This window comes from Myxacorys sp., assembly GCF_059501405.1.
The window spans coordinates 21788-46305 of record NZ_JCACCM010000187.1 but is presented as its reverse complement, the minus strand read 5'-3'; the positions used below and the strand labels follow the sequence as shown (position 1 = coordinate 46305).

The window sequence follows — 24518 nt, the reverse complement described above, 5'->3', positions numbered from 1 at the left end:
TTGGGGATAGAGGAGATTTGCGTTTCCTCTATCTTTTTTGATATTGAAAATTAATTACTTCCCCTGCACCCTCAAGCGATAATTTCGGCTTTTATTTGGCTCAACCGTACCGACCCACACCTGATACATCCCTGCTTGCCAGTCGGCATCTTCTAAAGCACCATCGCTGCACCGAAGCACTCCATTCGGTCCCACGATCGCTAGGGTTAGATCACCGCCCCCCGCTGCAATCGCAAATCGCAGGGTTGAAGCGGGCTTTTGCAAAATCAAGGTGTGATCTGGTGTAGGGTCACCATAGCCAAGGCAATTTCGACCGTGGCGATCGCGATTACTGACGACTGCAGGGAGTGATGTATTTCCCCCGGTTGATCCAGACAGCACTCCAGACATCGATTTTGATCCCAACGTGAGCGATCCAAAAGTTGCAGGTTGCGCTAACGTGGGAACTGTTCCTAGAAGAATAAGACCAACACATCCGCTGCTGATATATTGCCGTTTAATAAACCATTTCTGCCAAAGTTTCACTTTCCACTCCTAGTTAAAGTTGTTGATCAATGGGTTTGCAAGCCGACTAGTGTTATGTAAGTTTTTGGCTTAAGAGCTTGGGCTTAAGAACTTGATATGGGCAACGAAATATCGTTCTGGGGGCGATCGCGAAATTTCGGGCCAATTTCTTCCATTCAAAATTTATATGTTGTCCTGATAGAAGCACTCTACAGCTTGAGCCACTTTCTGAGAGTGCCACATGCAATCAAAGTCTCAAAACGCACCTGAAGAGCCATTATGCTGCTAGTTGTTCTCTCACTCTCAGTTTTATTCGTTGGAGTGCTACTCACCCGGATCATCCTAGTTCCTTTAGACTTCCTTCACGGATTACATGTTCCCATCTGGCTCCTGGGAATCAGCATCGTCGCACTGCTGACTTGGTGCGTGGGGGATCCATAACCACTGATACTGTGTAACAATTATTGCAAACGCCTCTGCACGGACCGTTCTGAATAAAAGCTGAGGGAGAAACTAGAGTATTGGGGCGATATCTTAGGAAATTTTCACTTGCATCAAGACCCATGAATTTAGCGATCGATTGGGAGCATCTGCACCAAATTTCCGATGGAAATGCTGCATTTGAGCGGGAGTTGCTAGAAATTTTTGTCGAAGATACTGAGCAGCATCTAGCCACAGCGAAAGTTGCAGTGGCTGCTTGGCATGACGCTCAAGCAACTGCACAGCAAAATAAGGCGCAATTAGCACAAGTAGCACACCACGTTAAAGGCTCTAGTGCCAACGTTGGACTCTATCAAATGCAGAAGGTCGCGCTACAGCTTGAGCAATATGTTGAAGATAATAAGTTGACAGAAATTACAACGCTATTAACACAGCTAAAAAATATGCTAGAAGAAATACAAAAGCATTTGAAGGAATGAGGAATGTTTTACAGCAACCTAATTCAGTATCAACCTGGCTTAAGTTCTTAAAAATCTGTAAAACTCCGTACAAGTCATTGCTTCGATTCAGCAAAGAAGACACATTTGACAACACATAGCTTGGTTCAGGCAACAATGTTAATTTGAGAAACAGAGATTTGCTACCATTCAGAACAGCACCAAAGATAGAATTTTCTTGTTTCAAATCTGTCAACCTATCGCTCAATGCTTAAAGAATTGCCTCGGTCAACACTAGTTCCGAGTTTTTAGATCCGATAGCAGCAATTCAAATTTGATGCTGCAATACCAATATATCAACATTGCCTTGAATGATTTCTCCATCTTCGGCAACCACTTGAATTCCTGTCTCGCCAGCTACTCAAACGGCGACGGACATCGTCTGGCCTTTGCTGTTCTAGTTTGGTTAACTCTGGCAAATCTTCTAACCATTTATAGAAGAACGTTTCATCTTCCGTTCGTTGCACTCCGAATTGAGGAATGAAGGTCTGCTAGTTTAACTGCTTCAGCAAGCTTAGTTTGAACCATAAAAACAGCGTATGGGATCTAAACTTAAAATCGTTGTAGTAGGGCGAGCAAATAACCACCCTACTACAACGATCTTGATCAGATTTAACGGAGAGCCAATTGTTTAGCTTTGAGGCGCCGCCGCATCTTTCTCCTTCGCTAGAAACTTCTCTAGCTCAGTGATGGCATCTGCATCCATTTTGGTTTGCATTGGGCAGAACTTAGGACCACACATCGAGCAGAATTCCGCAGTCTTGTAAATATCTGCCGGAAGCGTTTCGTCGTGATACTCCTTAGCGCGATCGGGGTCAAGTGATAACTCAAACTGCTTATTCCAGTCGAAGTTGTAGCGAGCGTGGGAGAGTTGATCATCGCGATCGCGTGCCCCCGGACGATGCCGCGCAATATCCGCCGCATGTGCCGCGATCTTGTAGGCAATCAGTCCGTTCCGCACATCTTCAGCATTGGGTAAGCCGAGATGCTCTTTCGGTGTGACATAACAAAGCATAGCTGTGCCATACCAGCCCGCCATTGCTGCCCCGATCGCAGAGGTAATGTGATCGTATCCCGGCGCAATGTCGGTCACCAACGGACCTAATACATAGAACGGGGCTTCCGAACACTCTTCCATCTGCTTGCGGACGTTGAACTCGATCTGATCCATTGGCACATGTCCCGGACCTTCCACCATCACCTGGACATCGTGTTCCCACGCTTTGCGGGTGAGTTGTCCAAGGGTTTTGAGTTCGGAAAGCTGTGCATCATCGGAAGCATCGTGTTGACAGCCGGGGCGCAGCGAATCGCCTAGGCTAAACGACACATCGTACTTCTTGAAGATTTCGATAATGTCATCAAAGTGAGTGTAGAGCGGATTTTGCTTGTGATGTTGCAGCATCCACCGGGCAATGATGCCGCCACCCCGAGACACAATTCCAGTAATTCGAGATTTGACGAGGGGCAAATACTCAATCAATAACCCGGCGTGAATTGTCATGTAATCTACGCCTTGTTGAGCGTGCTTTTCGATCACATGCAGAAAGTCATCCGGCGTGAGATTTTCTAAGTTGCCGTGAACGCTCTCTAGTACTTGGTAAATCGGAACTGTACCGATCGGAATGGGAGACGCGTTGATAATAGCAGTCCGAATCTCGTCTAAGTTGCCACCGCCTGTTGATAGATCCATCAGCGTATCTGCGCCATATTTGACGGCTAGATTCAGCTTCGCAATTTCCTCGGAGATGTCTGAGGAATTGGGAGACGCACCGATGTTGGCATTTACCTTACATTTAGAGGCGATGCCGATCGCCATTGGTTCTAAATTAGGATGATTGATATTCGCTGGAATAATCATCCGCCCCCGCGCTACTTCGTCGCGAATTAGCTCGACCGGGAGGTTCTCTCGTTTAGCTACATAGTGCATCTCTTCGGTGATAACGCCCTGCCGTGCATAATGCATTTGGCTGACGTTAGCTTGCCCGCGACGCTTTGCGATCCAGTCTGTCCGCATATTCGGTTCCTCAAATAAACAGCTTCCCTTCGCTGGCATTACCCAGTCTCAGGTTCTAAGAGTTTGTTCTCAGCCCATCTGGACACCCCTAGCTGATCGATAAGCTTAGCACTTTGAGCAGAAACTGGAGTGGGTGTTGAACAAACGTCAATAAGTGCTGCAATATTCTACGAACCCTTGCCTTTTTTTGCGCGACCAAACTTAACCGTGAGTCTGCGTATTCGCTCTTGAAGAAATATTGCGATCGCTGGGCGAACCTTAATTAGCACTTGTTGCAAGAGACGGAATTGAGATATTTCTTCAAAAAAACCAAATTTGTCGATCGCAGAATGGGCCCTGTTGAGAATTGAAGTGAAAAACATTGAGGCACTGTATCAGGAATATTTGAGCCGCGATCGAACGCTGATTTATCTTGATGGAGCGTTAGAGCGTAAAGCGTGGGGTAGCCAAGAGTTCTCAATTCTCGATCCGAATGGCGTTTGCATTGCCTTTTATGAATTTCTAGCCACGGCGTAATGCTGCAAACTGATCATCATCTCTTGAAGGTTCTTTTGCTGTTTCAATGAATAATCTTATTTCTAAGACACGCATTCTTTATAGCTTGGCAGGGCCAAGGGCATACTACCCCTCATTCGGAGACGTTATTATCAATAAATCAATAACAAACTAGCATCATCAACCGCATTGGGATAATTCTGATGACAACGATTACTGCTAAGTGGACGCTAGATGAGTATCACCGCATGGTGGATGCTGGCATTCTCGACGATCGCCATGTTGAGTTATTGAGAGGAGAAATTGTCGAAATGCCTCCTGAAGGAGCACCTCATGCTTATTGCAACAGCGAAGCAAGTGAGTATTTAATTCGTTTACTTGGAGATTGCGCAACCGTTCGGCAGACAAAACCCATTATATTACCCAATAGTTCTGAGCCTGAACCAGATTTAGCGATCGTACAACGCTTAGGACGCGAATATTTTAATCACCATCCTTATCCAGAAAACATCTTTTGGCTCGTCGAATATTCTTGCTCTAGTCTCGATAAAGACTTAGAAATCAAAAGTAAACTTTACGCTGAAGTTGGCATTCCAGAATATTGGGTTGTGAATCTCAAAACATTTAAGTTGGTTGTATTTCGTAATCCACAGGATGGAGAATATGCTTACAAAGTGGCCTTTTCAAGTGGAATAATTCAACCGTTGGCATTTCCAGATGTAGATGTGGAGTGCGATCGCATCATCAATGGATAAAATTAAAGCGGCTTTGGCATTAGCTCAGTGTTCCAAACGCCAAATGTGCCTTTCAAATGAAAGTAACTAAATTCATGTCCATCAGAACTGCGAGTTATTTATACCTAATTTGAATTTAATTACTTAGCATCTGCACCATACTGGTTGATCTTGCCTTAAATGTAACCAGTCGACGCACAATAAAATCTGTATATTAGAGAAAACGCTTATTTCAGTAGTTAGAGATTCCGAACGATCAAAACTGGTTCGAGACTTGCAGACGCGGGCAAAGTTTATAGTGTTATTTAATGCAGGGCTTAGATTAGTGTTTGATTGTGTGACAGGTATTGCATTATTTCAATTGCTTACGTTAGGAGTACCAATTGAAGCGCCTGCCCCACCAAGTTTAGAAATAGGTACAACCTTTAGTTCGGTTCTTGGATTTCCTATCCGTAATGAAATTGGTAAAGGACAAGCTCTACAATTACGTTGAAGGGAAATGTTATTGCTGAAAAGAGCAACAACGATTAATTTTAAGTCTAGCGATCGCACCTTTCGCCTCAAAGCCGCGATCGCTAACTTACTTTCAAAGCGGCAACTCAACAATCAGTTTGGCATCAGCAATCAGGCGACGTTAAATTAGTAGGCTTATTTCGCAATCGCTTCTTCACCCGTCTCGGCTGCCAACTGTTCTAATCGATCCTGCTGGTCTTGCGAGATGCAGGTCTGGATTACTTCTTCCAAGTTACCTTCTAGCACAGGGGCAAGCGCGAAGTTTTGACCCAACCGATGATCCGTCACGCGATTATCTTTGTAATTGTAGGTGCGAATCTTTTCTGAACGAGAGCCTGTACCAACCTGCAATTTTCGCCTTGAGGTCACCTCTGCCTGCTGTTCCCGCAGTTTGATGTCATAGAGTTTTGCGCGTAAGATCTGCATCGCCCGCTCTCGGTTTTGAAGCTGCGATCGCTCCTCCGTGCAAAAGATCCGAATTCCGGTTGGCTTGTGCATCAGGTCAACGGCTGTTTCTACCTTGTTAACGTTCTGACCACCCGCGCCGCCAGATCTTGCAGTCGTCAATTCGATATCTTTTGGATCGATTTTGATTTCGACCTCATCTACCTCTGGCATCACAGCCACTGTTGCGGTTGAGGTATGAACTCGCCCTTGAGTTTCCGTTACCGGAACCCGCTGAACCCGATGAACTCCCGCCTCAAACTTTAACTTGCTGTAGACGCGATCGCCTTGAATCTCCATAATGGCTTCTCGAAAACCACCCAAATCTGCCAGAGATTCGCTCGCCATTTTAATGCGCCAGCCTTCTTGCTCCGCATAGCGAGAATACATTCTCACCAAGTCGCTCGCCCAAATGCTGGCTTCGTCACCACCGGTACCGGCGCGAATTTCCAGCATGATGTTCCGATCATCATTTGGATCGCTGGGCAACAGCAGAATCTTGAGCCGAACTTCGAGATCTTTAATTTTTTGCTGGAGTTCTTCCGCCTCCATCGCCGCCATTTCTTGCAATTCGAGATCGTTTCCCGACTCTTTAACAACCTGACGTGCGCCTGCTAAATCTTCTTCCGCCTTGCGCCATTCTTCATAGGTGTTGACCACCTCTTCTAACGACGATCGCATCTTTGCAACACGCTGAAACTCACCCGGATCTTTTGCAACATCCGGGTCAGCCAATCGCCTTGTCAATTCGTTAAATGTCTGCTCAACCGAGTTGAGTTTGCTTATAAGATATGCTTCAGCCATGAGATTACCGCCAAAATAGGGTTTGCCGCTAGGAGAGGACGATCGGAACGGGGATCGACCGTCAACACAACCTAGCTACCCTAGCCGTTAGCGCGATCGTCGCTCATGCCATATTTGCGTAAGAAGCGCTCAACTCGTCCCTCAGTGTCAATAATCTTCTGAGTGCCGGTGTAGAACGGATGATTTCCAGACCACACATCCACATGTAGTTCAGGCTTGGTAGACCCAACGGTTGCTACCACTTCGCCGTTGCAAATTACTTTTGCTTCGGGATACCACTTCGGGTGAATTCCGTCTTTTGCCATTTTCTGTCTCCTGGTTTAAGTAAGCTACGTTTCTTTCGGAGTTACGCTCGGTGTTAATCGCTTGATCTATTCTAACAATTGACCTAAGCCAAACACTTAGCGCTTCGAGAACTGAGGAGCCTTACGCGCCTTTCTCAAACCGTATTTGCGACGCTCTTTCGCTCTCGGATCGCGAGTTAAGTACCCTTCAACCTTAAGCGGCTTACGATTCTCAGGGTCAAGCTGGCACAAGGCGCGAGCCACGCCCATCCGAATGGCATCCGCTTGTCCGGTCAAGCCACCACCGTGAGCATTTACAAGAATGTCGTATTCCCCTTCAAGACCTAATGTTTCTAAAGGAGCTTTAGCCGCCGCTAGATAACCCGCATTAAATTGGAGATACAAATCGCCAGGCTTACCGTTCACGACGATTTGACCATCACCCGGAACGAGACGAACCCGTGCGATCGAGGTCTTTCGGCGACCTGTTCCTTGATACATTACCCGTCCTTCAGTCGCTTGCATTACCCTTCTCCTCCAGGAATGGTGTTAATTTCTAAAACTTGAGGCTTTTGAGCCGCGTGGGGATGATCGGGTCCCGCGTACACGCTCAGTTTAGTGAATAGCTGACGACCCAACGAGTTCTTGGGCAGCATTCCTTTGATCGCTTTTTCAAGAATCCGCTCAGGCAAGCGAGCTTGCAGCTTATCGAACGTTTCGGTCTTCATACCACCAGGGCGACCCGAGTGGCGACGATAGAGCTTTTGAGTGCTCTTTTTGCCCGTCACAACCACTTTCTCAGCGTTGACGATAATGACGAAATCGCCCGTATCTAAATGGGGAGTAAAGTGAGGCTTATTTTTGCCGCGCAATACATTGGCGACTTCGGTAGCCAAACGACCGAGGCGTTTATCGGTAGCGTCTACGACGTACCAATTGCGCTCCATCGTGGCAACAGAGGGAAGATAAGTTTTGTTGTCCATGAGAGTGTTTCAGGTTGAAGTTGAATTAGGTGAGGCAATATTTGGGCGAGGTGACGGGCGGTAAGGTAAGCTTTGGCTGCGTGTCAAACCAGATGTCTGGCGAGAATGGCGTGTTAGGATATCCCACTCGTAAAAGACATAATCCCTGAGCGGGAGCCGCATATTTAACCTCTTCTCGACATTGCTCCGTCCAGAGCCGAGTAAATTCGCTCAGCGACAGCGCTCCTCGTCCGACTTGCACTAGCAAACCGATCAGAAGCCGCATCATGCCGTACAGAAAGCCACTAGCTTGCACTTCGATATACACAAATGAGCCGTCGCGCTGACAGATCACTTCTTGCACATCGACCCACGAGTGGGGGCGACTCGACCCGGCTCGGTGAAATGCCGCTAGATGATGCCGACCGATTAGCGGATCAAGAGCCTTCTGAATGATCGTCTCATTGATCGGCTCGTAGTAGTAATGCCACGCCTGCGATCGCACAAATAAATTCGGGCGGGGATCAGTATAGAGAGTATATCGATACCGCCGCCAAGACGCTGAAAATCGAGCGTGCCAGGTAGACTCTACCTCGGCAGAAGCCCGGATCAAGATATCGTCTGGCAGCCGAGCATTGATTACACTCGCCCAACGATGCGCCGGAATTTGAGATACGACATCGAAGTGAGCCACTTGTGCTGCTGCATGAACACCCGTATCGGTTCGACCAGCGCCATGGATGACAGCTGGATAGTTGACCACTGATGCGATCGCCCGCTCAATCTCCTCTTGCACCGTGCGCTGATTCGGTTGCCGTTGCCAACCATGAAATCGAGTGCCCAAGTATTGAATCACTAAGGCAACTCGCTGAGTCGTTGGCTGAGGCATCGATTCCATACTGCAATTAGGTCAATTCAATGATTGCCATATCTGCGTTATCGCCTCGACGACTCACCGTTCTTAAAATCCGGGTGTAGCCGCCCTCACGAGCACCGTAGCGCTCCGGAGCTTGCTCAAACAGCGCGTGAACAAGCTGCTTGTCGTAGATATAGCCCATCGCCTGACGACGAGCCGACAAAGAGCCGTCTTTCGCTAGCGTAATCATTTTTTCCGCTTCAGAGCGGACAGCTTTAGCACGGACTTTGGTCGTAGTAATTCGACCATTGCGAATCAGTTCAGTCGTGAGCGCTCGGAGGAGGGCTTTGCGCTGATCCGCAGGTCTGCCCAACATAGGGACTCGGCAACGGTGACGCATGATAGTTTGTTATGAAAATAAGGTTTGACTGGAGGGGAAGGGATGAGAGACGAGGAGTTAAGTCAAGGTAGAAATAAACTGCGGTTGCAGCGTCTTCCCTACTCTCCTTATATGCCTCATCCTCCTTCTATCCTTGACTACTCAGCTTGCAGACTTCGAGTGAGGCAAGGTGATCCCCAACCGCTGTTGCAGGGCTTCGACCACTTCCTCTGCCGACTTTGCACCAAAGTTCTTAATCTCTAGCAAGTCTTCTTGGCTGTAGTCGAGCAAGTCAGCGACTGAGTTGATTTGAGCGCGCTTCAGGCAGTTGTAAGCCCGCACCGAAAGCTGCAACTCTTCAATCGGAATTTGGCTTTCAGGATGGTCATCTGAAGCCGAGTCATCATCTGATGGCTCAAAGGTAATATCCTTAAGAGGATTAAACAGGTCTACCAGAATATTAGCGGCTTGACTCAGCGCTTCTTGCGGAGTCATGCTGCCGTTTGTCCAGATTTCCATGATCAAGCGGTCTTTTTCAAGCGTTCCGCCGACCCGACCATCTTCAACACTGTAGTTTACTTTCCGCACAGGCATAAATACAGAGTCAATTTGCAGAAAGTCCATCGCCGTTTCATCGCGAATTTTCTCGACGCCGCGATAGCCTTTTCCTTTCTCAATCCGAAACTCCATTTCCAGGGTTGCCCCAGCGGAAAGGGTGGCAATGTATTGATCAGGATCAACAATCTCAATTTCCGAGGGCACATCGAACTGCTCAGCGGTCACTGTTGCCGGACCCTGCACCAACAAACGACCAATATGAGGCTGGGAAGAAAAGGTTTTGAATACCAACTTCTTCATGTTCAGCATGATGTCTAACACATCTTCTCGAACACCTGGAACGGTCGCAAATTCGTGAGTGACGCCTGCAATTCTAATGGCGGTCACCGAAGCGCCTTCTAAATTAGAAAGCAGCACTCGACGCAGCGCATTACCGACGGTCATTCCTTGACCCCGATCGAGGGGTTCTAAGACAAATCGGCTATATTGGCTCTGGTCGTTCTCTGAACTAGACTCTACACATTCAACCTGAAACTGTGCCACGGAGTAACCTCCCTTTTCCTTCGTTGCGAGGGTCAACGCCCTCTGTTATGACTCCGAAACTGAGTTTCGCTGCTAAATATCAGCAAAATAAAACAAACACGGCTAGCCCTTTTGCAACGGGCGATCCTTAGACTCGGCGACGCTTGGGCGGACGGCAACCGTTATGCGGAATGGGGGTAACATCGCGAATCAAAGTAATTTCTATTCCAGAGCCTTGCAATGCCCGGATCGCAGTTTCTCGTCCTGCACCAGGTCCGCTCACCATGACTTCAAGTTGGCGCATTCCCTGATCCATCGCTCGGCGCGCGGCAGCTTCGGCAGCAGTTTGAGCCGCGAATGGCGTCCCTTTTTTCGCTCCTTTGAAACCACTTGACCCAGCGGACGCCCAAGAGATCACTTCTCCTTGAACATCCGAAATGGTCACGATCGTATTGTTGAAGGTGGACTGAATATGCGCTACACCGCTCGGCACATTTTTCTTTGCCTTACGCGGTCCCGTTTTCCGTGCTGGTTGTCTTGCCATGTCAAATTCTCAAGTACGTCGATCGAGGAAAATGTTGAATTGTTTCTCTATAAACTCAGGGAAAGCTGCCACAAGCAGACTCACAAAAAGCGTCTCGTGGCAGCTATCCATTATTTCTTACCTGGTGCTTTCTTCTTACCAGCAACGGTGCGACGACCGCCGCGACGAGTCCGGGCATTTGTCCGGGTTCTTTGACCTCGTACTGGTAAACCCATTCGATGACGACGACCGCGATAGCACCCGATGTCCATCAATCGCTTGACGTTCAACGATTCAAATCGTCGCAAATCCCCTTCAATTTGATAGCCCCCTTCAACCGCTTCCCGAAGCGCCGCGACATCAGCATCACTCAGATCCTTCACGCGAGTATCTGGGTTAACGCCTGTTTTTGCGATTACTTCCTGGGCGCGTGTAAGTCCAATTCCAAAAATATATGTCAGACCAATTTCAACCCGCTTATCGCGAGGCAGGTCTACCCCGGCAATCCGTGCCACGCTCGTATCTCCCTAACGTGTGATGACTTAAAATTGTGTGAACAACACTTAAATTGTGTGAACAACACTCCGTGAACAACTCGAAGCGCCTGCTGCAAGAGCAACTCCTTCTTGCAGCAGGCGGCCAATCTTTGACTGCCTAACCTTGACGCTGTTTGTGCTTGGGGTTAGAGCAGATCACCATGACGCGACCGCGACGACGAATGACGCGGCATTTCTCACAAATCGGTTTGACTGATGCTCGAACTTTCATGCCTAATTCCGGCAACGCTACAAACACAGCATCCTAACAATTTTTTATAGCATTTGTCAAAGATATCTTGCTATCTGGCATATTTTGTGATCAATGGAGCGTTTATCTGCCTTTATTTTTGAGGCGATAAGTAATTCTACCTTTTGTGAGGTCGTAGGGCGTCAGTTCGACTTTGACGCGATCGCCGGGAAGAATCTTGATGTAGTTACGACGAATTTTGCCTGAGATGTGGGCGAGGACGTTGAATCCATTGTCTAAATCAACGCGGAACATAGCGTTGGGCAGGGAATCAACAACCGTACCTTCCATCTCAATTAGATCTTGTTTAGACAAACGGAAATTCCTCCAAATACAGGTGGGGTCAAATCATACCCTATTTGAGTGTAGATCATTAAATTGATTTTCAGCAGTGATTCAACATCCGGGATGTCCGTACTCGAAAATGATGCGATGCTCAATCAAAAACTGGCTGAGAATGTTGCATCCTAGCCAGTTTGATTTTCTATTTCAACTCTAAGCGAGACTTTAAGCGAGATTATTCAATGCCGAGGAAACCGCCTCCATCGACTGATTACCATCAACTGTCACAAGCTTTTCACGTGACTCGTAATAGCTGATTAGAGGAGCCGTTTGATCGCGATAGACCTCCAGACGCCGCCGAATTACCTCTTCGTTATCGTCCTTGCGACCGCGGCTGAGCAACCGAGCTACCAGCGTCTCATCCGGAACGTCGAGATTGATCACGCGATCGTAGTCATGACTGAGCTTGCTCAGGATAAAGTCTAGGATCTGAGCTTGAATGACATTTCGAGGAAAACCATCGAGAATCCAGCCAGATTGAGTATCGGGCTTATCTAGCCGTTCTTGAATCAGGTCAACAACTAGTTGGTCAGGCACAAGTTCACCCCGTTCCATGTAGCGTTGAGCCTTCATGCCTAGCGGCGTTTGACTCGTCACTGCCTCCCGCAAAATTTCTCCGGTCGAGATGTGCGGAATCGAATGAGAGTCTGCCAAGATTTTCGATTGTGTACCCTTTCCGGCTCCCGGTGGTCCTAGAAAAATCAGTCGCGCCACTATTGTTTCACCATTCCTTCATATCGCTGAGAAATCACATAGGTTTGAATCTGTTTCGCCGTATCGATCGCAACCCCTACCAAAATCAACAGTGAGGTTGCTCCGAAGCCTTGAAATGTAGGGACTTTCGTTGCAGTTTCAATCACCGTTGGAACGATCGCGACGACCCCTAAGAAGATAGCACCCAAGAAGGTCAAACGGTTTAAAACACGCTCAATATATTCTGTTGTCGCCTTTCCAGGACGAATGCCCGGAATGCTTGACCCCATTTTCTTTAAGTTCTTCGACATGTCCTCTGGTTGAACGACCAGCGACGCGTAGAAATAACTGAAGAACAAGATCATCACGAGATACAGAATGTTGTAGAACCATGATGTTGGGCTGAAGAAATTGGCAAACTGGGCAACCGTGACGTTATTTCTAAACGAGTTAGCAATCAACGCCGGTAGCGTCAGAACGGTAGAGGCAAAAATAATTGGCATCACGCCGCCCTGGTTGAGGCGCAATGGTAGATAACTGCTTCTTTCCATATACTGGCGACGCCCAACCTGACGACGAGCCGAGATAATCGGAATCCGGCGAGTGCCTTCTTGAACGAAAACGATGCCAACAACCATTGCTAGAAAGACGAGCAACAGAACGACGATACCCCCAACAATGGTACGATCGCCCGTCTGCGCCAAGTCGAAGGTTCTCCCTAGCGACTGCGGCAATGACGAGACAATGTTTAGAAAGATCAGCAGTGATGCCCCGTTGCCAATCCCGCGTTCTGTAATCAGTTCGCCAATCCACATGACAAACATTGAGCCGGCCGAAAGTGCCAGAACCGTCTCAACAACGAAAGCAGGTCCCCACTGTTCCGCAAATGGCTTGAGTAATCCGACAGTCAACAGCGTGCTTTGAATAACAGCCCAAGCGGCAGCAACATAGCGGGTAATTTGGGAAATTTTGCGGCGTCCGGCCTCACCTTCATTCTTCTGCAAGTCCTCTAGAGCCGGGATGGCAGCCGTGAGCAATTGTAGAATAATTGATGCGTTAATAAATGGCAGAATACCAAGGGCAAAAATACCGAGGGTTTTCAGACCGCCGCCTGCGAACAAGTCCAAGAAGCCCAAGGCGCTATTACTTGCGATGCTGGCAGAAAATGCCGCCCGATCGATGCCCGGAATCGGAATGAAGATTCCTAAACGAACCAGGATGAGTGCCCCGATCGTCAACAGGAGACGACCCCTCAACCCAGAGGCTTGTGCCATCTGAGCAAAGGTTTCCTGTGCACTGGGCGTTTTATCTCGACTAACGACCATGAAGGGTGTACCTCTTACATTAAATTCGGATGTTCTTAATGACAGTACGATTAGCAGAATTGCAGATGAAATAATCTTAGAACGGCAAAACGTCCCTCAACCAGAACGGCACAGAAGGACGACTTCACCACGCACATTTTAAGGGGTGTCTTAGAGTTAGGTGAAATTATGCTCCAGTCACAACTTCACAGCTTCCGCCTGCTGCCTCAATTTTAGCGCGAGCACCAGATGTAAATGCTGCGGCTCTCACCTTCAGCGCTACAGACAGATCGCCGTTCCCCAAAACTTTAAGCGGAGCGCGATCGCTCGTCAAAATTCCCGCTTCAAGCAATGATTTTAGGGTGACTTCAGCATTAGCAGGTAGCTCAGCCAAATCTTCAACGTTGACAATGGAATACTCTTTGGCATTGATTACCGTAAAGTACTTCAACTTCGGCAAACGACGATAAAGTGGCGTTTGTCCTCCTTCAAATCCAGGTCGAGTCGGGCGACCAGAACGGGATTTCTGACCTCTCATGCCAAAACCGCAGCTTGCCCCCTGTCCCGCCGCGATTCCCCGACCGACCCGACGACCGCGCTTTGTTGACCCCTTTTGGGGTTGAGCATCTTCTATTCTCATGATGTTCGCTTCGGGTAAGTGTTTACAAACGGATTGGATAGCGCATTTTGTAACACGCTTTAGCCATAAAGGTTTTCAACCGGAATGCCACGCTCTTCAGCTACATCCTGAAGGGTACGCAGATTGTCCAATGCCGTGACCGTTGCACGAGCGTTGTTAAGCGGATTATCAGAACCGAGTTGTTTTGCGAGAATATTCTTCACGCCAGCCAACTCAAGCACTGTGCGTACCGCACCCCCAGCAATTACCCCCGTACCCGGAGCCGCCGGGCGCATCATCACTTTCGCGCCACCGCCTGCACCAGTTGCGGGGTGAGGAATCGAATTGGCTCTGGTGAGTGGCACTTCAACCAAGTGCTTCTTGCCGTCCGCCACACCTTTCTTCACTGCGCCGATCACGTCTGCCGCTTTACCAACGCCAACGCCGACTTGACCGCGCTCGTTTCCGACCACAACGATCGCACGGAAGCTGAGCTTTTTACCACCCTTGACCACTTTGGTCACTCGACGGATCTGCACAACGCGCTCTTGCCAGTCGCTTTCCTTTTCACGGGTGCGCTTTTCTTTTCTAGCCTTTGCCATGATTCAAGTTCTCCTAGAAATTTAAGCCCGCTTCACGAGCGGCGTCTGCTAACGCTTTCACACGACCGTGATACAGGTTTCCGCCCCGATCAAACACGACTTGATCGATCCCCTTCGCCTTCGCCCGCTCTGCAATTAGTTTGCCTACTGCTACTGAAGCATCGCAGTTTGAACCCGATTTCAGCTCCTCCTTGAGGTCTTTATCGACTGTAGAAGCAGAAACTAATGTACTTTGAGCGACATCGTCAATCACCTGCACATAAATGTGCTGATTGGACCGAAATACAGCCATCCGGGGACGCTCCGGTGTGCCAGAGAGGGAACGGCGAATGCGGCTGTGACGACGACGAACAGAATCTCGACGACTTAATTTCATAGTTTACTTCTTCCCTTTACCACTAGCCTTACCAACTTTGCGTCTAACCGCTTCACCCGCATAGCGAATGCCTTTGCCTTTATAGGGTTCAGGCGGACGAACGGCACGAATCTTAGCGGCAGTGTTACCAACAATTTCCTTGTCGATTCCGGTCACCGTGACGTTGACATTGTTTTCAACTACAAACTGAATGCCGTCTGGTGGCTCGATCAACACAGGATGGCTGTACCCCATGTTGAGATTCAAATTTTTTCCTTGAACTGCCGCCCGATAGCCGACCCCTTGAATTTCAAGCTTGCGCTGAAAGCCTTGAGATACGCCATCTACCATGTTGGCAACTAAGGTGCGACACAATCCGTGACGCTGACGAGCGGCGCGAGATTCATCACGGCGAGTCACCGTAATCGTGTCTCCTTCCATCACAACAATGGCTTCAGGGGGCAAAACCCGTGAGAGTTCACCTTTCGGTCCTTTGACCGTGACGTGTTGCCCGTCGATTGTGACCGTGACTTTGGCGGGAATGGGGATAGGACGTTTTCCAATCCGAGACATAGCTGATTCCTCGTTTGACTGTTTCTGCTGACTTCTTTTATGGTTGCTCTAGTAAACTGCGACAACAACCTTCTTTACCAGACATAGCAGAGGACTTCGCCACCCACACCCGACCGCCGAGCGTCGCGATCTGTCATCACGCCGCTTGACGTAGAGACGATCGCAATTCCAATGCCGCCTAACACGCGTGGCAAATCCTTGGTGTTGGAGTAAACTCGCAGTCCTGGAGTAGAAACACGCTTCAAGGCGGTGATGATCGGCTTGCGGGTTTTGCCTTTGTACTTGAGGGTGAGGACGATGTTGCGCTTGACGCCTTCGCCAACTTCCTCAACGTCGCCAATAAATCCTTCTGCTTTTAGCACTTGGGCAATGCTGCGAGTCATGCGAGTTGCCGGAATCTCTGTTGTTTGATGCCGCGCCAAGCTCGCGTTTCGGATGCGCGTCAGCATGTCTGAAATTGTGTCGTTAGCTGCCATAGTTTCCTCTGTGATGCTGCATCAGTTGTCCCGGAAAGGCATACCCAATTCCTTGAGCAGGGCACGACCTTCTTCGTCAGTATTTGCAGTAGTGATGATTGAAATGTCCATGCCGCGAATCTGATCGATACTGTCGTATTCGATTTCTGGGAAAATCAACTGTTCTCTCAGACCGAGCGTATAGTTTCCTCGACCGTCAAAACTTTTCGGACTGATGCCACGAAAGTCGCGAATGCGAGGTAAGGCAAGATTCACCAGGCGATCCATAAAGGCATACATGCGATCGCTTCTCAGCGTTACCATGACTCCGACGGGCATTCCCTCGCGGAGTTTAAACGCTGCGATCGCTTTTTTGGCTCTGGTTACGACTGGCTTTTGCCCTGTAATGGTTGCAATTTCTGCTACCGAAGCTTCTAGCGCCTTGGCATTTTGGGAGGCTTCTCCCAAACCCCGGTTCACCGTGATTTTCACGAGCTTCGGAACCTGATGGATGTTCTCATAATTGAACTGTTCCATCATCGTTGGAACGACCTTATCTTGGTAGATCGCTTTTAGTCCTGTCGCCATACTGATTTAATCCTTTCCCTGGGCTTGGTCAGGGAGCTATAGAGAGTATTGGGGCTGAAGCTAGTCAATGATCTCGCCTGTTTTCTTCAGCATTCGCACCTTACGACCGTCTTCGGTAAAGGTGTAGCAGACGCGGCTTCTGACCTTTTGCTTCTCGGAATACAGCATTACATTGGAGCTGTGAATCGGAAACTCTAGGGTCTCAATCCGCCCGGATTCACCTTCGCCTTGAGGCTTAATGTGCTTTGTTTTAACGTTTACCCCTTTAATCAGCACTTTGCTGGTTTTGGGAAACACTTCTTCGATCGCACCGACTTTGCCTTTATCGTTACCTGCAATCACTTGCACCGTATCGCCCTTTTTCACATGCATTCTGTGACGGGTGACGGTCTTCTTTTTCGTCGCCATTACAGCACCTCCGGAGCCAAGGAAACGATTTTGGTGTAGTTCTTATCGCGCAATTCACGCGCAACCGGACCAAAGACACGGGTACCTCTAGGGTTGCCGTCTTGGTTGATAATCACGGCGGCATTATCATCAAACCGAATGCTCATACCGCTATCGCGACGAATCGTTTTTTTCGTCCGCACGACCACGGCTTTGACCACATCCGATTTTTTGACTGCCATATTGGGTAGGGCATCTTTGACAACGGCGACGATGACATCTCCTACAGCGGCGTAACGGCGATTACCGCCGCCCACTACGCGGATGCACATTAGTTTGCGTGCACCGCTGTTGTCTGCCACATTTAAGTAACTTTCTTGTTGAATCATGTCCGCCTCCGGCGACCTTAGATCTTGGAACTGCTTAGAATTTCGGCAACAGCCCAGCGCTTAGTACGGCTCAGAGGGCGAGTTTCCAGAATACGGACGCGATCGCCCATTTTGCATTTGTTTTCTTCATCGTGCGCTTTATAGCGCTTTGTCCGAACCATGATTTTTCCGTATTTGGGGTGTTGAGCGCGGTTTTCCACGGCAACCACTACGGTTTTATCCATTTTGTCGCTGACAACTAAGCCAACTCTTTCCTTCACTGCCATTGGGTTTCGACTCCGTTTAGCTCTGGCCTTGTTTCAACTGTCGTTCGCGTTCAACTGTCAACAACTGAGCTAAGCGGTGCTTGGCGTGTTTGAACAGGTGCGGCTTTTCGAGCTGACGAGTCCCTTTCTGCATCCGCAGCTCGAATAGCTCTCGCTTCGATGCCAAAATTTGCTCAGAAAGTTCTTCGTCGTTTAGTTTTCTTGCATCTTCAACGTTGGGAAGAGACATAAGTTAGGACTCCTCCGTAACTTCAATTTGTTGACGAACAATAAATTTGGTTTTGATCGGCATTTTGAACGAGGCAAGGCGCATCGCTTCCCGAGCGGTTGCTTCGGGTACGCCTGCAATTTCAAATAAGATCCGACCGGGCTTGACGACAGCAACCCAGAACTCGGGCGCACCTTTACCAGAACCCATTCGGGTTTCAGCAGGGCGTGCGGTTACAGGTTTGTCGGGAAAGACGCGAATCCAGATTTTTCCGCCACGGCGAATGTAACGAGTCATCGCACGACGACCCGCTTCAATCTGACGAGCGGTAATCCAAGATGGCTCTAGCGCCTGCAATCCGAAATCTCCAAAGTTCAGATCACTGCCGCGCGTTGCCAATCCTGCCATCCGACCGCGCTGTTGTTTGCGGAATTTTGTTCTTCTTGGGCTTAACATGACTCGATACCAATGAATAAGAGTCAGGAGGCGAGATGCAGAATGGAAGGCCGAAAGAATTTATCTCTCATCCCTCATCCTTCATCCCTCATCCCTCGTTTGATCGGTCTTCAAATTGCTGACGACGACGCTGTTGGCGACGACGCGGCTGTTGATTGGTCGGAGCTTCTTCAACTCGCTCTTGTCCAGGAATAATTTCACCCTTAAAGACCCACACCTTAATACCAAGCGTGCCGTAAATTGTAGCGGCGGTGCAGTAAGCGTAATCGATATCAGCCCGCAGGGTATGTAGCGGAACGCGGCCCTCACGAGTCCATTCAGGACGCGCAATCTCAGCCCCATTCAAACGACCACTAACCTGAATCTTGATCCCTTCAATGCCGGCCCGCTGAGCGCGTTGAATCGCTTGGCGAACCACACGTCGGAAGGAAACCCGCCGCTCTAGCTGCTCAGCAATATACTCCCCGATCAGGGCAGCATCAGCATCAACGCGAGCGACTTCAACGACGTTGATCCGGATGGCGCGATCGCTGTCACCTAATGCGTTCTGCAAGTTCGTGCGCAACACTTCAATCCCAGCACCGCCGCGACCGACAACCACGCCAGGACGCGAAGTGCGAATTTCGAGATCGATTTGATCGGCTTTACGCTCAACCCGAATCTCAGAGATTCCTGGCTTTTTCAGGTTGTCAAGATTTTTCGGATTCTTGAGAAAGAACTCGCGAATCTTGTGATCCTCTTGCAATAGATCAGGATAGCGTTCTGCATCCGCGAACCAACGGGACTGGTGATCTTTAATGATCCCAAGCCGAAAACCGTTTGGATGAATCTTTTGTCCCACAAATATGTCCTCAGAAACGCAGTAAAGAACGGTTATGAATCGGAAGCACCGGGCATCACTGCCACTGTGATGTGACAAGTCGGCTTGCGGATTTGATAGGCACGTCCTTGCGCTCTCGGTCGAAATCGCTTGAGGACAGGTCCTTGATCAGCAAAGGCTTGGCTGACAATCAAATCGGCGCGGTTGTAGCCTTCATTGTGTTCAGCGTTTGCTGCCGCCGATCGCAGCACCTTGAGAACCGGCTCGCAGGCACGATAGGGCATAAATTCGAGAATAATTAGCGCTTCGCGGTACGATAGCCCTCGAATCTGATCGAGTACCCGCCGCACCTTGAACGGTGACATCCGGATGTACCGTGCGATCGCTTTTACTTCTCCTGCTGTTTGAGTTGCCATAATTTATCTCCTATCGACGCGCCTTGCGATCGCCGCCTGCATGACCCCGGAATGTCCGAGTCGGCGCGAATTCACCTAATTTGTGCCCAACCATCTGTTCGGATACAAATACCGGAACATGCTGACGACCGTTGTGGACAGCGATCGTCAATCCAATCATCTGAGGCAGAATTGTTGAAGCACGAGACCAAGTTTTGATCACCTGGTTATCGCCCTTTGCTCTGGCTGCCTCAACCTTTTTCATCAAGTGGTCTGCAACGAACGGACCCTTCTTTAGTGAACGTGCCATATTTACAGTCTCCCTAAATTACGATTCCCGTCCGCCACGTCCGCGCTTCGAGGTCTTCCGACGACGACGCACAATCAGCGCACTACTCAGCTTTTTCTTGTTGCGAGTCTTCGCACCCAAGGTTGGCTTACCCCAAGGAGTTACAGGACCCGGACGACCAATTGGGGCCCGTCCTTCACCACCACCATGGGGGTGATCCACAGGGTTCATCACACTACCACGAACCTGAGGACGACGACCTCTATGACGTGTCCGACCCGCTTTACCCAAGCTGATGTTGCGATGTTCTGAGTTTCCAACTTGTCCGATCGTGGCGTAACACTCTTTACGCACCATCCGAACTTCGGTTGAAGGCAGTTTCAGCGTCACATAGTCGCCTTCTTTCGCCGCCACTTGAGCTTGTGCCCCAGCCGCGCGCACCATCTGAGCGCCTTTGCCAGGCTGAAGCTCGACATTATGAACGATTGTGCCGAGAGGAATCTTCTCCAAGGGTAGCGCGTTGCCCACTTCGATTGGCGCATCCGCACCTGCTTGAATTGTTGTACCCACCTTCAATCCAGCAGGATGAATGATATAGCGCTTCTCACCATCTTGGTAAAACAGCAGCGCGAGACGAGCGTTACGGTTGGGATCATACTCAACAGCAGCAACCTTTGCGGGCATATTGCGCTTGTCTCGCTTAAAGTCGATGATGCGATAAAGCTGTTTGTGTCCGCCCCCATGATGGCGACAGGTGATAACACCGCGATTGTTACGCCCTTTATGTCTATGTTTAGAGATGGTCAAAGACTTTTCAGGGGTTGACTTTGTAATTTCCGCAAAGTCAGAAACGCTGCGCTCTCGTGTGCCAGCGGTGTAGGGTCGATAACTTCGGATACCCATAACTGGTTACTCTCTGAGAATTTATACTTCGGGGAATAGTGTAATCGAGTTGCCTTCGGCAAGCGTGACGATCGCTTTCTTGTACTGAGGCTTAAACCCTTGGTACTTGCCGACTCTACGCTTTTTGCGAGGAGGAAGCATCGTACTTACGCCGGTCACTTTCACATCAAATAGATATTCGACTGCCGCTTTAATTTCAGGCTTCTTCGCTTTAGGAGGAACTTCAAACGTGTATTGGTTGAGTTCCAGCAAGCGGGTTGCCTTCTCCGTAATAATCGGGCGACGAATAATATCCGCTAGGTTGCGGGGGTCGAGTTCAGTCACCATAAACCTCCTGAATTTTCGCGATCGCAGATGCCGTTGCCACAATGTGATCTGCATGGAGCAGATCAAAAATGTTGAGGTTGTCTGCTGAAATTAGTCTGAGATTGGCGACGTTCCGAGCCGAGAGATACACATTCTCGTTGCGCTCTGCGACAATCATCAGCACTTTCGATTCTGGCTCAATGCCCCAACGAGACAATGCTCCAACGAGTTCTTTTGTCTTAGGACGCGCTAAGTTGGAGGCGAAATCCTCCACCACAACCAACTGCTCAACTCGGCTTTGAAAGGCAGTTCTCAACGCCAGTCTCCGCTCTTTGCGGTTCATCTTCAGCGAGTAATCTCTGGGTTTCGGCCCAAAGATCACACCGCCGCCCCGCCATAGCGGAGAACGATTCGATCCAGCACGAGCGCGACCCGTTCCCTTCTGACGCCAAGGCTTCCGTCCGCCTCCGCGCACTTCAGCGCGAGTCTTGGTCGAGACGGTTCCTTGACGAGCATTAGCCAACTGACGAACTAACGCGCGATGAACCACACTTTTTGCGGTTTCTGCTTTCGCCACTTTCAGTTCAAAAGACGCCGTACCGTTCTCGGCTCCCTGCCAATCTTTGACTACACAATCCACCATGTCTCTACTCCTTAGCCCTTCTTGCCACGAATGTTTGCAGGCATAATTTGCACCAAAGCACCGGGCTTACCAGGAACTGCCCCTTTAATCAGGATGAGGTTGCGCTCAGCATCAATACGGACGACGGTTAATTTCCGAATCGTGGTGCGGGTTCCACCGAGGCGACCTGCCATCCGCTTACCGGGATAGACCCGTCCAGGGGTTGTTCCAGCTCCAGTAGAACCGGGGGCGCGGTGGTTTTTGGAACCGTGAGCCATTGGACCGCGTTTGAAGTTGTGGCGCTTTTGGTAGCCTGCAAAGCCGCGACCGATGCTCGTGCCAACGACATCAACTAGTTGACCTGCTTCAAACAAGTCAGCTTTGAGGTGCTGACCGGGTTCATACTCACTAGCATCCTCAACGCGGCACTCAACGAGGTGACGCACAGGATCAGTGTTGGTCTTGGCTAAGTGTCCTAGCAACGGCTTATTGAGAACTTTTGCTCTCGCTTCACCAAACCCAATTTGAATGGCGGAGTAGCCGTCTGTTGCTTTGGTTTTGACTTGAGTAATCGGGCATGGACCGGCTTGAATGACGGTGACAGGAATAGATTTTCCTGTTGGGTCAAACACTTGAGTCATGCCAAGTTTTGTTCCGAGAATACCGACTGTCACGGTAACGGGTCTCCTTTTTCTTACATGTAAACATGTCAAACTTGCGATTTTGAATATCGCAGATTTGAGTCACTCCAATGGACTCTACGGTCTAGAGACCGAAAGAATCTTGCCTCTAGGAGATCAAGAGGTAGCGGATTCCGCTTTTTTGAGTTGAACTTCAGGCAACCGACTCAAAGCTGTTTTGGAGCTAGACTCTAGGATGCTTTCACCAGCGATGGACTTGGCTAGCGCACTAGTCAGTATCCAACGGTTGCTGGGATCAAACGCGAAGCTAAATGGAAACCTTGACGGAATTCTCAGCTTTCTCGCCTGAAGATGCGATCGCTCTAAAATTTTCCTGATTAAACAGCATTTTTTAAAGCACTGCTCAGATTCTCTCTGCAAGAAGCTAATCTGATAGATTTTGTCAGGAAATCGTATAACTGAAATTTTAGCGACAATTAAACACTATAGATTAATAAAGTCAGTATTGTCCACATATTTTCTAAGTTTTTTGGGTGGGATGGTAAATAGAACGGATTTGAGGGTGGCTACTTCCGCCCTCGAAATCGATAAGAACACATATATTATTCAGCTGTAGATGTAAAGAGTGAGGTTGTTTTGACCGCTACCAGTGAAAATAACGCGCGATCGTAGTCTGTGCTCTCCTGTTCGCAAAGCGTTTAACTACTAATACAATCTGTCTTGAGTTATTGCAGTTCGATCAATTCGTTTTGGGCAACGTTCACTAGCGATTAACGTTGTCGATCGCATCAACAAAGCTGAGCAAACGATGCGCCATTTCTAATTTGCTGCACGACGGGATTTCAACATGGCGACCTGTGCGATCAAGGAAAACAGCGTGATTGGTATCGCTGCCAAACCCACTATTAGGTTGATCGACCGGATTGGCCGCGATCGCATCTAGTCCTTTTCGCTCTAGCTTCGCGATCGCAGGGGTGACAAAATCTCCGGTTTGAGCGGCAAATCCAATTAATCGCTGATCCGGACGTTTCAGGGCGGCTAACTCCGCCACAATGTCAGGAATCGGTTCGAGCGGTAGAGCAATCGGCAGATCTTTTTTGGGTAGTTTTTCTGCGCTGTAAAGGGTTGGTTGTACATCTCCAACCGCTGCAGACATAACAATCCAATCGGCGTCTAGTAAGTGTTCTCTCATCACGTGCCTCATGTCGGCAGAACTGGTGACCGGAACAAGACGAATCGATTTGAGGGGAGCCAGCAAATGCGCATCGATTGGGGCATGAACTAGGGTGACGTTTGCGCCGCGATGCAAAGCCGCTTGCGCGATCGCAATTCCCATTTTTCCAGTCGAGGGATTGCCAATGAAGCGCACTGGATCAAAATGTTCGCGGGTTCCGCCTGCGCTGATTAGAATGTGTTTGCCAGTGAGGTCGCGAGTTCCTCCGGTGTAGAGCAGCGATTGGATGTGAGGCAAGAGTTCTTCGGGTTCTGCCATGCGTCCTGTACCGACGCGATCGCACGCTAAAATTCCGGCTCCTGGATTCGCAGCATGATAGCGCGAGTCAAGTAAAAGCTGATTCCAATTACGTTGAACGCTCTGTTGCTCCCACATGTCTGTATTCATTGCCGGAGCTAATAACACTGGACAGATGGATGCTAAAACCGTATTGGTTAGCAAATTATCCGCCATACCGTAACTCAGTTTGGCGAGAGTATTAGCGGTTAACGGTGCGATAACAAAAAGTTCTGCCCATTCACCAAGCTCGATGTGGAGGGGGCGATGATGAGCCGGACTCCAAAAATCATCGTCGGTGTAGGCAGCATGACGACTGAGGGTGGCAAACGTTAGGGGGGTAATAAAGGATTGGGCGGACTTTGTGAGCATGACCCGCACCTCTGCCCCAGATTTTGCCAGCGCTGAGACGAGATGACAGACTTTGTAAGCAGCAATGCCGCCGCCAATGCCAAAGAGAATGCGTTTACCCTGCATGA

The 24518-nt window shown here is 49.2% G+C and carries 38 protein-coding genes and 1 riboswitch; of the genes, 4 read left to right on the top strand and 34 right to left on the bottom strand.

What is annotated here, in order from left to right; translation table 11 throughout:
• Positions 1 to 54: 54 nt before the first annotated feature.
• The gene (locus AC5I6P_RS26250) at positions 55 to 525 is read right to left on the bottom strand and encodes a hypothetical protein (protein ID WP_495696724.1); all 471 of its coding nucleotides are present in this window, start codon (positions 523 to 525) and stop codon (positions 55 to 57) included.
• Positions 526 to 1067: 542 nt separating this feature from the next.
• Here AC5I6P_RS26250 and AC5I6P_RS26245 point away from each other — a divergent pair.
• Complete coding sequence (locus tag AC5I6P_RS26245; protein ID WP_495696723.1) at positions 1068 to 1424, top strand: Hpt domain-containing protein; 357 nt, start codon at positions 1068 to 1070, stop codon at positions 1422 to 1424.
• 649 nt (positions 1425 to 2073) lie between these two features.
• Here the strand turns inward: AC5I6P_RS26245 and thiC are convergent.
• Positions 2074 to 3456 (bottom strand): phosphomethylpyrimidine synthase, encoded by a 1383-nt coding sequence (gene thiC / locus AC5I6P_RS26240; RefSeq protein ID WP_495696722.1) that lies wholly within the window; start codon positions 3454 to 3456, stop codon positions 2074 to 2076.
• A gap of 7 nt (positions 3457 to 3463) precedes the next feature.
• Positions 3464 to 3556, bottom strand: a riboswitch (TPP riboswitch).
• Between the two features lie 251 nt (positions 3557 to 3807).
• On the opposite strand from thiC, the gene AC5I6P_RS26235 reads away from it, so the two are divergent.
• From AC5I6P_RS26235 to AC5I6P_RS26225, 3 genes are all read left to right on the top strand, one after another.
• On the top strand, positions 3808 to 3972 hold the full coding sequence (locus tag AC5I6P_RS26235; protein WP_495696721.1) for a VOC family protein: 165 nt from the start codon (positions 3808 to 3810) through the stop codon (positions 3970 to 3972).
• Between the two features lie 182 nt (positions 3973 to 4154).
• Positions 4155 to 4706 carry a Uma2 family endonuclease gene (locus tag AC5I6P_RS26230; protein ID WP_495696720.1) on the top strand — a complete coding sequence of 184 codons (552 nt, stop codon included), beginning with the start codon at positions 4155 to 4157 and terminating at the stop codon, positions 4704 to 4706.
• Positions 4707 to 5184: 478 nt separating this feature from the next.
• Positions 5185 to 5328 carry a hypothetical protein gene (locus tag AC5I6P_RS26225; protein ID WP_495696719.1) on the top strand — a complete coding sequence of 48 codons (144 nt, stop codon included), beginning with the start codon at positions 5185 to 5187 and terminating at the stop codon, positions 5326 to 5328.
• Between the two features lie 5 nt (positions 5329 to 5333).
• On the opposite strand, the gene prfA is transcribed toward AC5I6P_RS26225, so the two are convergent.
• The 32 genes from prfA to coaBC all read right to left on the bottom strand — a co-directional run bounded on the left by prfA (position 5334) and on the right by coaBC (position 24516).
• Positions 5334 to 6446 carry a peptide chain release factor 1 gene (prfA, locus tag AC5I6P_RS26220; protein WP_495696718.1) on the bottom strand — a complete coding sequence of 371 codons (1113 nt, stop codon included), beginning with the start codon at positions 6444 to 6446 and terminating at the stop codon, positions 5334 to 5336.
• Between the two features lie 80 nt (positions 6447 to 6526).
• Entirely contained in the window at positions 6527 to 6751 is a 225-nt protein-coding gene (rpmE, locus tag AC5I6P_RS26215; RefSeq protein WP_495696717.1) for a 50S ribosomal protein L31, read from the bottom strand.
• Positions 6752 to 6847: 96 nt separating this feature from the next.
• Complete coding sequence (rpsI, locus tag AC5I6P_RS26210; RefSeq protein WP_495696716.1) at positions 6848 to 7255, bottom strand: 30S ribosomal protein S9; 408 nt, start codon at positions 7253 to 7255, stop codon at positions 6848 to 6850.
• Positions 7255 to 7713, bottom strand: coding sequence for a 50S ribosomal protein L13 (rplM, locus tag AC5I6P_RS26205; RefSeq protein ID WP_495696715.1), 459 nt, complete (start codon positions 7711 to 7713; stop codon positions 7255 to 7257). Before rplM ends, rpsI begins: the two co-directional genes overlap by 1 nt.
• A gap of 25 nt (positions 7714 to 7738) precedes the next feature.
• Entirely contained in the window at positions 7739 to 8590 is an 852-nt protein-coding gene (gene truA / locus AC5I6P_RS26200) for a tRNA pseudouridine(38-40) synthase TruA (protein ID WP_495696714.1), read from the bottom strand.
• A 7-nt stretch (positions 8591 to 8597) separates the two neighbouring features.
• Positions 8598 to 8948 (bottom strand): 50S ribosomal protein L17, encoded by a 351-nt coding sequence (rplQ, locus tag AC5I6P_RS26195; protein ID WP_495696713.1) that lies wholly within the window; start codon positions 8946 to 8948, stop codon positions 8598 to 8600.
• A gap of 141 nt (positions 8949 to 9089) precedes the next feature.
• Entirely contained in the window at positions 9090 to 10028 is a 939-nt protein-coding gene (locus AC5I6P_RS26190) for a DNA-directed RNA polymerase subunit alpha (RefSeq protein WP_495696712.1), read from the bottom strand.
• Positions 10029 to 10155: 127 nt separating this feature from the next.
• Complete coding sequence (gene rpsK, locus AC5I6P_RS26185; RefSeq protein ID WP_495696711.1) at positions 10156 to 10551, bottom strand: 30S ribosomal protein S11; 396 nt, start codon at positions 10549 to 10551, stop codon at positions 10156 to 10158.
• 110 nt (positions 10552 to 10661) lie between these two features.
• Positions 10662 to 11045, bottom strand: coding sequence for a 30S ribosomal protein S13 (gene rpsM / locus AC5I6P_RS26180; protein WP_495696710.1), 384 nt, complete (start codon positions 11043 to 11045; stop codon positions 10662 to 10664).
• Positions 11046 to 11184: 139 nt separating this feature from the next.
• A complete protein-coding gene (gene rpmJ / locus AC5I6P_RS26175; protein WP_162424848.1) occupies positions 11185 to 11298 on the bottom strand; it encodes a 50S ribosomal protein L36 in 114 nt (37 codons plus the stop codon).
• A 102-nt stretch (positions 11299 to 11400) separates the two neighbouring features.
• A complete protein-coding gene (gene infA, locus AC5I6P_RS26170; RefSeq protein ID WP_026148794.1) occupies positions 11401 to 11631 on the bottom strand; it encodes a translation initiation factor IF-1 in 231 nt (76 codons plus the stop codon).
• 192 nt (positions 11632 to 11823) lie between these two features.
• Positions 11824 to 12372: an adenylate kinase gene (locus tag AC5I6P_RS26165; RefSeq protein WP_495696709.1), complete on the bottom strand. Its 549-nt coding sequence runs from the start codon at positions 12370 to 12372 to the stop codon at positions 11824 to 11826.
• Positions 12372 to 13676 carry a preprotein translocase subunit SecY gene (gene secY / locus AC5I6P_RS26160; protein WP_495696708.1) on the bottom strand — a complete coding sequence of 435 codons (1305 nt, stop codon included), beginning with the start codon at positions 13674 to 13676 and terminating at the stop codon, positions 12372 to 12374. The genes AC5I6P_RS26165 and secY overlap by 1 nt, the downstream gene beginning before the upstream one ends.
• A 166-nt stretch (positions 13677 to 13842) precedes the next feature.
• A complete protein-coding gene (rplO, locus tag AC5I6P_RS26155) occupies positions 13843 to 14295 on the bottom strand; it encodes a 50S ribosomal protein L15 (RefSeq protein WP_495696707.1) in 453 nt (150 codons plus the stop codon).
• Positions 14296 to 14354: 59 nt separating this feature from the next.
• Positions 14355 to 14876: a 30S ribosomal protein S5 gene (gene rpsE, locus AC5I6P_RS26150; protein WP_495696706.1), complete on the bottom strand. Its 522-nt coding sequence runs from the start codon at positions 14874 to 14876 to the stop codon at positions 14355 to 14357.
• Between the two features lie 13 nt (positions 14877 to 14889).
• Positions 14890 to 15252, bottom strand: coding sequence for a 50S ribosomal protein L18 (gene rplR, locus AC5I6P_RS26145; RefSeq protein ID WP_495696705.1), 363 nt, complete (start codon positions 15250 to 15252; stop codon positions 14890 to 14892).
• 3 nt (positions 15253 to 15255) lie between these two features.
• A complete protein-coding gene (gene rplF, locus AC5I6P_RS26140; protein ID WP_495696704.1) occupies positions 15256 to 15804 on the bottom strand; it encodes a 50S ribosomal protein L6 in 549 nt (182 codons plus the stop codon).
• 74 nt (positions 15805 to 15878) lie between these two features.
• A complete protein-coding gene (gene rpsH / locus AC5I6P_RS26135; protein WP_495696703.1) occupies positions 15879 to 16280 on the bottom strand; it encodes a 30S ribosomal protein S8 in 402 nt (133 codons plus the stop codon).
• Between the two features lie 21 nt (positions 16281 to 16301).
• On the bottom strand, positions 16302 to 16847 hold the full coding sequence (gene rplE, locus AC5I6P_RS26130) for a 50S ribosomal protein L5 (protein WP_495696702.1): 546 nt from the start codon (positions 16845 to 16847) through the stop codon (positions 16302 to 16304).
• A gap of 60 nt (positions 16848 to 16907) precedes the next feature.
• Complete coding sequence (gene rplX, locus AC5I6P_RS26125; RefSeq protein ID WP_495696701.1) at positions 16908 to 17255, bottom strand: 50S ribosomal protein L24; 348 nt, start codon at positions 17253 to 17255, stop codon at positions 16908 to 16910.
• Positions 17255 to 17623: a 50S ribosomal protein L14 gene (gene rplN / locus AC5I6P_RS26120; protein WP_495696700.1), complete on the bottom strand. Its 369-nt coding sequence runs from the start codon at positions 17621 to 17623 to the stop codon at positions 17255 to 17257. Before rplN ends, rplX begins: the two co-directional genes overlap by 1 nt.
• Before the next feature lie 17 nt (positions 17624 to 17640).
• Positions 17641 to 17889, bottom strand: a complete 249-nt coding sequence (rpsQ, locus tag AC5I6P_RS26115; protein ID WP_495696699.1) for a 30S ribosomal protein S17 — start codon at positions 17887 to 17889, stop codon at positions 17641 to 17643.
• 16 nt (positions 17890 to 17905) lie between these two features.
• Positions 17906 to 18118: a 50S ribosomal protein L29 gene (gene rpmC, locus AC5I6P_RS26110; protein ID WP_495696698.1), complete on the bottom strand. Its 213-nt coding sequence runs from the start codon at positions 18116 to 18118 to the stop codon at positions 17906 to 17908.
• 3 nt (positions 18119 to 18121) lie between these two features.
• Complete coding sequence (rplP, locus tag AC5I6P_RS26105) at positions 18122 to 18553, bottom strand: 50S ribosomal protein L16 (RefSeq protein WP_495696697.1); 432 nt, start codon at positions 18551 to 18553, stop codon at positions 18122 to 18124.
• An 88-nt stretch (positions 18554 to 18641) separates the two neighbouring features.
• Positions 18642 to 19394 (bottom strand): 30S ribosomal protein S3, encoded by a 753-nt coding sequence (gene rpsC / locus AC5I6P_RS26100; RefSeq protein WP_495696696.1) that lies wholly within the window; start codon positions 19392 to 19394, stop codon positions 18642 to 18644.
• Positions 19395 to 19426: 32 nt separating this feature from the next.
• A complete protein-coding gene (rplV, locus tag AC5I6P_RS26095; protein WP_495696695.1) occupies positions 19427 to 19789 on the bottom strand; it encodes a 50S ribosomal protein L22 in 363 nt (120 codons plus the stop codon).
• Positions 19790 to 19799: 10 nt separating this feature from the next.
• On the bottom strand, positions 19800 to 20078 hold the full coding sequence (gene rpsS, locus AC5I6P_RS26090) for a 30S ribosomal protein S19 (protein ID WP_495696694.1): 279 nt from the start codon (positions 20076 to 20078) through the stop codon (positions 19800 to 19802).
• Between the two features lie 18 nt (positions 20079 to 20096).
• Entirely contained in the window at positions 20097 to 20960 is an 864-nt protein-coding gene (gene rplB / locus AC5I6P_RS26085; protein ID WP_495696693.1) for a 50S ribosomal protein L2, read from the bottom strand.
• A 21-nt stretch (positions 20961 to 20981) separates the two neighbouring features.
• Complete coding sequence (locus AC5I6P_RS26080; RefSeq protein ID WP_495696692.1) at positions 20982 to 21287, bottom strand: 50S ribosomal protein L23; 306 nt, start codon at positions 21285 to 21287, stop codon at positions 20982 to 20984.
• Entirely contained in the window at positions 21277 to 21909 is a 633-nt protein-coding gene (rplD, locus tag AC5I6P_RS26075) for a 50S ribosomal protein L4 (protein WP_495696691.1), read from the bottom strand. Before rplD ends, AC5I6P_RS26080 begins: the two co-directional genes overlap by 11 nt.
• A gap of 11 nt (positions 21910 to 21920) precedes the next feature.
• On the bottom strand, positions 21921 to 22562 hold the full coding sequence (rplC, locus tag AC5I6P_RS26070; RefSeq protein WP_495696690.1) for a 50S ribosomal protein L3: 642 nt from the start codon (positions 22560 to 22562) through the stop codon (positions 21921 to 21923).
• Positions 22563 to 23292: 730 nt separating this feature from the next.
• Positions 23293 to 24516, bottom strand: a complete 1224-nt coding sequence (gene coaBC / locus AC5I6P_RS26065; protein ID WP_495696689.1) for a bifunctional phosphopantothenoylcysteine decarboxylase/phosphopantothenate--cysteine ligase CoaBC — start codon at positions 24514 to 24516, stop codon at positions 23293 to 23295.
• Between the last annotated feature and the right edge of the window lie 2 nt (positions 24517 to 24518).

Coding starts and splice junctions, on each gene's coding strand:
- rplO (WP_495696707.1), bottom strand. CDS start 14,295: ATGAGAATAGAAGATGCTCAACCCCAAAAGGGGTCAACAAAGCGCGGT.
- rplQ (WP_495696713.1), bottom strand. CDS start 8,948: ATGCGTCACCGTTGCCGAGTCCCTATGTTGGGCAGACCTGCGGATCAG.
- rpsI (WP_495696716.1), bottom strand. CDS start 7,255: ATGCAAGCGACTGAAGGACGGGTAATGTATCAAGGAACAGGTCGCCGA.
- secY (WP_495696708.1), bottom strand. CDS start 13,676: ATGGTCGTTAGTCGAGATAAAACGCCCAGTGCACAGGAAACCTTTGCT.
- rplD (WP_495696691.1), bottom strand. CDS start 21,909: ATGGTGGATTGTGTAGTCAAAGATTGGCAGGGAGCCGAGAACGGTACG.
- AC5I6P_RS26230 (WP_495696720.1), top strand. CDS start 4,155: ATGACAACGATTACTGCTAAGTGGACGCTAGATGAGTATCACCGCATG.
- coaBC (WP_495696689.1), bottom strand. CDS start 24,516: ATGCAGGGTAAACGCATTCTCTTTGGCATTGGCGGCGGCATTGCTGCT.
- rpsK (WP_495696711.1), bottom strand. CDS start 10,551: ATGGCAAGACAACCAGCACGGAAAACGGGACCGCGTAAGGCAAAGAAA.
- rplM (WP_495696715.1), bottom strand. CDS start 7,713: ATGGACAACAAAACTTATCTTCCCTCTGTTGCCACGATGGAGCGCAAT.
- rplB (WP_495696693.1), bottom strand. CDS start 20,960: ATGGGTATCCGAAGTTATCGACCCTACACCGCTGGCACACGAGAGCGC.
- AC5I6P_RS26080 (WP_495696692.1), bottom strand. CDS start 21,287: ATGGTGACTGAACTCGACCCCCGCAACCTAGCGGATATTATTCGTCGC.
- rplF (WP_495696704.1), bottom strand. CDS start 15,804: ATGTCTCGGATTGGAAAACGTCCTATCCCCATTCCCGCCAAAGTCACG.
- AC5I6P_RS26245 (WP_495696723.1), top strand. CDS start 1,068: ATGAATTTAGCGATCGATTGGGAGCATCTGCACCAAATTTCCGATGGA.
- rplX (WP_495696701.1), bottom strand. CDS start 17,255: ATGGCGACGAAAAAGAAGACCGTCACCCGTCACAGAATGCATGTGAAA.
- truA (WP_495696714.1), bottom strand. CDS start 8,590: ATGGAATCGATGCCTCAGCCAACGACTCAGCGAGTTGCCTTAGTGATT.
- rpsS (WP_495696694.1), bottom strand. CDS start 20,078: ATGGCACGTTCACTAAAGAAGGGTCCGTTCGTTGCAGACCACTTGATG.
- AC5I6P_RS26225 (WP_495696719.1), top strand. CDS start 5,185: ATGTTATTGCTGAAAAGAGCAACAACGATTAATTTTAAGTCTAGCGAT.
- prfA (WP_495696718.1), bottom strand. CDS start 6,446: ATGGCTGAAGCATATCTTATAAGCAAACTCAACTCGGTTGAGCAGACA.
- thiC (WP_495696722.1), bottom strand. CDS start 3,456: ATGCGGACAGACTGGATCGCAAAGCGTCGCGGGCAAGCTAACGTCAGC.
- rplR (WP_495696705.1), bottom strand. CDS start 15,252: ATGAAATTAAGTCGTCGAGATTCTGTTCGTCGTCGTCACAGCCGCATT.
- rpsE (WP_495696706.1), bottom strand. CDS start 14,876: ATGGCAAAGGCTAGAAAAGAAAAGCGCACCCGTGAAAAGGAAAGCGAC.
- rpmJ (WP_162424848.1), bottom strand. CDS start 11,298: ATGAAAGTTCGAGCATCAGTCAAACCGATTTGTGAGAAATGCCGCGTC.
- rpsH (WP_495696703.1), bottom strand. CDS start 16,280: ATGGCAGCTAACGACACAATTTCAGACATGCTGACGCGCATCCGAAAC.
- rplV (WP_495696695.1), bottom strand. CDS start 19,789: ATGGCAACTCAAACAGCAGGAGAAGTAAAAGCGATCGCACGGTACATC.
- rpmE (WP_495696717.1), bottom strand. CDS start 6,751: ATGGCAAAAGACGGAATTCACCCGAAGTGGTATCCCGAAGCAAAAGTA.
- rpsQ (WP_495696699.1), bottom strand. CDS start 17,889: ATGGCAGTGAAGGAAAGAGTTGGCTTAGTTGTCAGCGACAAAATGGAT.
- rplP (WP_495696697.1), bottom strand. CDS start 18,553: ATGTTAAGCCCAAGAAGAACAAAATTCCGCAAACAACAGCGCGGTCGG.
- rplE (WP_495696702.1), bottom strand. CDS start 16,847: ATGGCGACAGGACTAAAAGCGATCTACCAAGATAAGGTCGTTCCAACG.
- rplN (WP_495696700.1), bottom strand. CDS start 17,623: ATGATTCAACAAGAAAGTTACTTAAATGTGGCAGACAACAGCGGTGCA.
- rpmC (WP_495696698.1), bottom strand. CDS start 18,118: ATGTCTCTTCCCAACGTTGAAGATGCAAGAAAACTAAACGACGAAGAA.